This window comes from Verrucosispora sp. SN26_14.1 (assembly GCF_004307965.1).
GTDB lineage: Bacteria > Actinomycetota > Actinomycetes > Mycobacteriales > Micromonosporaceae > Micromonospora.
Genome location: NZ_SISL01000352.1, coordinates 1 through 6177, shown reverse-complemented (window position 1 = coordinate 6177; position 6177 = coordinate 1). Strand labels below are relative to the sequence as shown.

At 71.1% G+C, this 6177-nt stretch carries 6 protein-coding genes; 5 read left to right on the top strand and 1 reads right to left on the bottom strand.

What is annotated here, in order from left to right:
- The 5 genes from EYA84_RS24140 to EYA84_RS24120 all read left to right on the top strand — a co-directional run.
- The coding region (locus EYA84_RS24140) for a bifunctional FO biosynthesis protein CofGH (RefSeq protein ID WP_131055618.1) at positions 1 to 2491 on the top strand (2491 nt) is incomplete at its 5' end.
- Positions 2492 to 2648: 157 nt separating this feature from the next.
- The gene (locus tag EYA84_RS24135) at positions 2649 to 2936 is read left to right on the top strand and encodes a hypothetical protein (protein ID WP_131055616.1); all 288 of its coding nucleotides are present in this window, start codon (positions 2649 to 2651) and stop codon (positions 2934 to 2936) included.
- Between the two features lie 179 nt (positions 2937 to 3115).
- Positions 3116 to 4510 carry a DUF4331 domain-containing protein gene (locus tag EYA84_RS24130; protein WP_131055614.1) on the top strand — a complete coding sequence of 465 codons (1395 nt, stop codon included), beginning with the start codon at positions 3116 to 3118 and terminating at the stop codon, positions 4508 to 4510.
- A gap of 129 nt (positions 4511 to 4639) precedes the next feature.
- On the top strand, positions 4640 to 4984 hold the full coding sequence (locus tag EYA84_RS24125; protein WP_131055612.1) for a phospholipase: 345 nt from the start codon (positions 4640 to 4642) through the stop codon (positions 4982 to 4984).
- A 448-nt stretch (positions 4985 to 5432) separates the two neighbouring features.
- Positions 5433 to 5690 (top strand): WhiB family transcriptional regulator, encoded by a 258-nt coding sequence (locus tag EYA84_RS24120; RefSeq protein WP_013731688.1) that lies wholly within the window; start codon positions 5433 to 5435, stop codon positions 5688 to 5690.
- Between the two features lie 76 nt (positions 5691 to 5766).
- Here the strand turns inward: EYA84_RS24120 and EYA84_RS24115 are convergent.
- Positions 5767 to 6177: metallopeptidase family protein (locus EYA84_RS24115; RefSeq protein WP_131055610.1), on the bottom strand; the 411-nt coding region annotated here is incomplete at its 5' end.

Sequence of the window (6177 nt, the reverse complement as noted above, 5' to 3'; positions counted from 1 at the left end):
CCGGGCCCTGCGTCGGGCCGCCGCCGGCCGGGCGCTCGACGTCGACGAGGCGTCCGCACTGCTGAGTGCGCGCGGCACCGCCCTCACCGAACTGCTCGACGTCGCCGGCGCGATCCGCGACGCCGGCCTGCGGGACGCCGGGCGGCCGGGTGTGGTCACGTACTCGAAGAAGGTCTTCGTGCCGTTGACCCGGCTCTGCCGGGACCGCTGCCACTACTGCACCTTCGCCACGGTGCCGCACAGGCTGCCGGCGGCGTTCCTCGACCGCGACGAGGTGCTCGCCATCGCCCGCGCCGGTGCGGCCCAGGGCTGCAAGGAGGCGCTGTTCACCCTCGGCGACCGGCCGGAGGAGCGCTGGCCGGCGGCCCGGCAGTGGCTGGACGAGCGGGGTTACGAATCCACGCTGGACTACGTGCGGGCCTGCGCGGTGGCGGTGCTGGAGGAGACCGGCCTGCTGCCGCACCTGAATCCGGGCGTGCTCTCCTGGTCGGAGTTGCAACGGCTCAAGCCGGTCGCGCCCAGCATGGGGATGATGCTGGAGACCACCGCGACGCGGCTCTGGTCGGAGCCGGGCGGCCCGCACTACGGCTCGCCCGACAAGGAACCGGCGGTCCGGTTGCGGGTGCTCGACGACGCCGGTCGGGTCGGCGTCCCCTTCACCACCGGCATCCTGATCGGCATCGGCGAGACGCCCGCCGAACGGGTGGACGCGATCTTCGCCATCCGGCGGGCGCACCGGGAGTACGGCCACCTCCAGGAGGTGATCGTGCAGAACTTCCGCGCCAAGCCGGACACCGCGATGCGCGGCATGCCGGACGCGGAACTGCACGACCTGGCGGCCACCGTCGCGGTGGCCCGGCTGTTGCTCGGCCCGAAGGCCCGCATCCAGGCGCCGCCGAACCTCATCGCCGGCGAGTACGACCTGTTGCTGCGGGCCGGCATCGACGACTGGGGCGGCGTCTCGCCGGTGACCCCGGACCACGTCAACCCGGAACGCCCGTGGCCGCAGCTCGACGAGTTGGCGGCGCGTACCGCCGCCGCCGGGTTCACGCTGCGCGAGCGGCTGACCGTCTACCCGGAGTACGTCCGGGCCGGTGAGCCGTGGCTGGATCCGCGCCTGCTGCCGCACGTCACCGCGTTGGCCGAGCCGGCGACCGGGCTCGCCGTGGAGTCGGCCCGGCCGGTCGGCCGTCCCTGGCAGGAGCCGGACGAGACCTTCGGCGGGCGGACCGACCTGCACGTCGACATCGACCGCACGGGACGGACCGAGGACCGGCGGGGCGACTTCGACCACGTCTACGGGGACTGGTCGGAGGTGGCGGCCAAGGTCGCCGTACCGCCCGCCGGTCCGGCCGGTCGGTCGGTCGCCGCCGGTGCCGGTGACGCCGACCTGCGGGCGGGGCTGCGGCTGGCCGCCGACAACCCGGCGGCGCTACTCGAACCCCGGCACGCCGACGCCGCGATGGCGCTGTTCGGCGCGGACGGCCCGGCCCTGGACGAACTCTGCCGCCGCGCCGACGACCTGCGCCGGGACACGGTCGGCGACGACGTCACGTACGTCGTCAACCGCAACATCAACTTCAGCAACGTCTGCTACGTGGGTTGCCGGTTCTGTGCCTTCGCGCAGCGGGAGCGGGACGCCGACGCGTACCGCCTGTCGGTGGAGCAGGTCGCCGACCGGGCACAGGAGGCCTGGGACGCCGGTGCCGGCGAGGTCTGCATCCAGGGCGGTATCGACCCGAAGTTGCCGGTCACCGTCTATGCCGACCTGGTCCGCGCGATCAAGGCGCGGGTGCCCCGGATGCACGTGCACGCCTTCTCCCCGATGGAGATCGCCACCGCCGCCGCGAAGGCCGGGGTGTCGGTGAAGGAGTGGCTGACCGGGTTGCGCGAGGCGGGGCTGGACACCATCCCCGGGACGGCGGCGGAGATCCTCGACGACGAGGTGCGCTGGGTGCTGACCAAGGGCAAACTGCCGACCGCCGCCTGGGTCGAGGTGGTCAGCACCGCCCACGAGCTGGGCCTCCGGTCCAGCTCCACGATGATGTACGGCCACGTGGACCATCCCGGGCAGTGGCTGGCGCACTTCCGGGTGCTGGCCGGTGTGCAGGACCGCACCGGCGGGTTCACCGAGTTCGTGGCGCTGCCCTTCGTGCACACCAACGCCCCGATCTACCTGGCCGGCATCGCCCGGCCGGGGCCGACCTGGCGGGAGAACCGGGTGGTGCACGCGATGGCCCGGGTGCTCCTGCACGGTCGGATCGACAACATCCAGTGCTCCTGGGTGAAGCTGGGCGACGAGGGCACGGTCGAGATGCTCCGCAGCGGCTGCAACGACCTGGGCGGCACGTTGATGGAGGAGACCATCTCGCGGATGGCCGGTTCGGGCAACGGTTCCGCGCGGACCGAGGAGCAGCTACGGGCGATCGCGACGGCGGCCGGTCGTCCGGCGCGTAGGCGTACGACTTCGTACGGTCACCTCAGCGCCTAGCGTCGAACCTTCGCGCGTCCCCGGCCGTACCTGTCGATGCCGGCGGCGGGATCGGCGAGGACCGCCGCCGGCACCCGAGATTCGGGGGCCTTCGCGGTCCGTGCGGCGACCCCCGTCCGTCCTTGCGGGCGCCTGCGCGCCGCCGGAAAGGTTGGCCATGATCACTGAGAGAAGGCGGACGCGGCAGTGGCCGCGACTGACCCGCCGGCAGACGTTGACGGCTGCGGCCAGCGCCACGCTCGGCGCCGCCGCCCTGGCGGTGCCGGGCCTCTCGGCCGCCGGGGACGACGACAAGGGGGTCGCGGCCGGCGCGGACGAGACGATCGTGGTGCACCTGCGCGACGCCCGCTCCGGCACGATGGACGTCTTCGTGGGCCAGTCCCGCATCGAGGTGCGGGACCGTGGTCTGGCGGACCGGCTGCGCAAGGCCGCCGCCCGGCGCTGACCGTGCCCACCCGACCTCCGCCCGCCACGCCGGGCGTTGCCGACCGCGGCGCCCGTCACCGGCGCTGAGCGGTCACCCGCCGCCGCCGTACGGGCGGCCGCGTACTCCGGTCCGGCGCGGGCTCTCGGCGCCCGGCCGTCCGTCCAATGCACACTTTTGCCCCGTGAGGTGGGTTCGTCATGTCGTCACACCGCGAAGCGCCGGAGATCGCCAAGGACCCGGTCGCCGATTCGTCGGACCTGTACGCCTTCGTCACGCCGGACCGTCCGGACACGGTGACGCTGATCGCCAACTACGTACCGTTGCAACTGCCCTCGGGCGGCCCGAACTTCTTCGAGTTCGGCGACGACGTGCGCTACGAGATCCACATCGACAACAACGGTGACGGGCAGCCGGACGTCACCTACCGTTTCGAATTCACCACCGAAATCACGAACCCGAATAGTTTTCTCTACAACACCGGGCCGATCGATTCCCTGGACAGCGAGAACTGGAACCGACGGCAGTTCTACAGCCTGACCCGGATCGCCGGTGGACGGGAAGAGCGGCTGGCGCGCAAGCTGCCCTGCCCGCCGTGCAACGTCGGCCCGCTTTCCACCCCGAAGTACGGCGAGTTGGTCCGCCAGGCCACCTTCTCGCTCTCCACCGGCGAGAAGGTCTTCGCCGGGCAGCGCGCCGACGGCTTCTTCGTCGACCTCGGGGCGATCTTCGACCTCGGTACGCTGCGCCCGTTCCAGCAGTTGCACGTGGCCGGCAAGAAGATCTTCCGGGAGCCCGGCACGCCGGTGAACACCACCGACCGGCTCAACGTGCACAGCATCGCCCTTCAGGTGCCGCTGGACCGGGCGCGCCGCAAGGCGAACCGGTATCACTGGCAGGAACCCGCCTCGGTGATCGGCGTCTGGACCTCGGCGTCCCGCCGCCAGGTGCGGGTGCTCGGCGACAGGGTGGCCGCCGACACGAGCACCGGGCCGTTCACCCAGGTGTCCAGGTTGGGCAACCCACTGTTCAACGAGGTCATCGTGCCGATGGCACAGAAGGACCTGTGGAACACCCTGCCGCCGTCGGAGGACAAGCGGTTCGCGAAGTTCGTCGAGCGACCCGAGTTGGCCGCCCTGCTGCCGGTGCTCTACCCGGGCGTCTTCCCCAACCTGGAGAAGCTGAACAAGTCCGAGAAGGCGCGGGCGGACCTGGTCGCGATCCTGCTCACCGGTGTCCCGGAGGGACTGATCGACGGCTTCACCAACGCCACCGGCGACGTGCAGGCCGACATGCTGCGCCTGAACACCGCGATCCCGCCGGCCCGCCGCCCGAACGCCATCGGCGTACTCGCCGGTGACCTGGCCGGTTTCCCGAACGGTCGGCGGGTCACCGACGACGTGGTGACGATCGCGCTGCGGGCCATCGCGGGTCTGACGGTGCCGCTGGTGGACCGGAAGTTCCAGCCGGACGAGGCGGCCGCCGCGGTCACCCCGGGGTTGAGCGCCGCCGACGTGACCGCGCCGTTCCTGCGCAACTTCCCCTTCCTCGGTACGCCCTACGACGGCTTCAACAACCCGGGAGCGGCGGCATGAGCGAGCGGAGCGAGCGAGTCATCGATTCAGGGGTGTGCCGGCGCGGAGCGCAGTGGAGGACGGCATGAGCGAGCGAATCATCGGTGCGGTCGGCCCTCGTGCCGGCGCGGAGCGTAGCGGAGGGTCGGCATGAGCGGGCATGTGCACACATACGGTCCGACGGGGAGCGCGACTGTTGTGCTTGACCTGGGCGGGGAGACCGGTGCCCTGATCGTGCACACCGGACGTCACCTGCTCGGTCGGGAAATCGAGGTCAGCCGCCCGGACCACGACGACGAGCCGCGGACCCACTCCGCCGTACGCGAGCGGCAGGTCCTGGACGGTACCTTCCACAGTGCGGTCTACCCGGACCTGCCGGCAGGTACCTATACCGTCTGGTGGGACGACGATACGCCCGCCGGAACGGTCCGGGTGGCCGGTGGTGTGGTCTCCGAATTCACGTGGCCCACCAGCCTTTCCGCGACTTCCGACTGACCGCGCCGACTGTCTCACGACCGCGCCCCGTCCACGATGTGGACGGGGCGCGGTCGTCGTATGCCCGGTGGACGGGCGGTCCCGACGAAGTCGGGCTAATCTTGCGGGTCAAGATCAACCGATCTTGTCGGGTGGCCTTCCGGAGGCCGGCGCGGGGTGTGATCACCGCTGTCCCGGGCCGTGCGCCACGGGAGAAAACTCGGGCAACTCGCCGGAGAGGGCGTTACTCGGCCGGGGTCTGAATCGATAGGGCAGGGCGAGACCGGGTGCGTGTCGGGAGGGCGACTCCATTATCAAGTTTGGCTTGACGCCGCACGCATTACACGCGTGTAATTTGAATGGGGTTGTTCGCACGAACCGCATCATAACGGGACCGGACGGACAAGCACGCCTTTCGCGTGGGGGGTTGCAGCGGCGATGGCGCCGGTGCGCGACAAGGAGGCAATTGATGGACGGCCAGCTCGAGGCGGCCGACCTGCTCGGAAACGCGCCGGAGTGGCAGGAGCGAGCGCTGTGCTCGCAGACCGACCCGGAGGCGTTCTTTCCCGAGAAGGGCGGCTCGACCCGCGAAGCGAAGCGCATCTGCTCGCGGTGCGAGGTCAAGACCGAATGCCTCGAATACGCTCTCGGCCACGACGAGCGGTTCGGGATCTGGGGTGGGCTCTCCGAGCGTGAGCGGCGCAAGCTCAAGCGGCGAGCAGCCTGAGTCGTCGGGAAGGGACGGTCGGGGGACGTCCCGCCCCGGGGGTGACGATGTGCCGTGGGGGGTCACGGCGGCCGGGTCAGGCCAACTCGTCCGGGTCGACGCCGAGCAGGTTCGCCACCTGCTCGATGATCACGTCGTGCACCAGGTCGGCGAGATCCTCGCGGTCCATGGCCCGGAACTCCAGCGGGCGGCGGTACAGCACGATGCGAGGTGGCACCTCCTGACGTCCCGGCCGACCCGGCAGCAGCCGGGCCAACGGCACCTCGCCGTCCTCCAGCACGTCGGTGTCATAGACGTTGAGATCCGGCGGGACGTCCTCGACGGCGAACTCCACCCCGGCGAGTTCCTTGGCGAAGCGACGCTCCAGCGTCTCGACGGTGTCCAGCACCAGGTCGTCGAAGATCTCCGCCTTGGTGCGCGCCAACGGCACAGTCGCCGGCACCAGCCGCCCACGCAGACCGCGCCCGTGCCGGTCGCGGTGCGCCCT

Excerpts from the sequence above, each read along its gene's own strand:
- EYA84_RS24135 (WP_131055616.1), top strand. The coding sequence starts at position 2,649 with ATGATCACTGAGAGAAGGCGGACGCGGCAGTGGCCGCGACTGACCCGC.
- EYA84_RS24130 (WP_131055614.1), top strand. The coding sequence starts at position 3,116 with ATGTCGTCACACCGCGAAGCGCCGGAGATCGCCAAGGACCCGGTCGCC.
- EYA84_RS24125 (WP_131055612.1), top strand. The coding sequence starts at position 4,640 with ATGAGCGGGCATGTGCACACATACGGTCCGACGGGGAGCGCGACTGTT.
- EYA84_RS24120 (WP_013731688.1), top strand. The coding sequence starts at position 5,433 with ATGGACGGCCAGCTCGAGGCGGCCGACCTGCTCGGAAACGCGCCGGAG.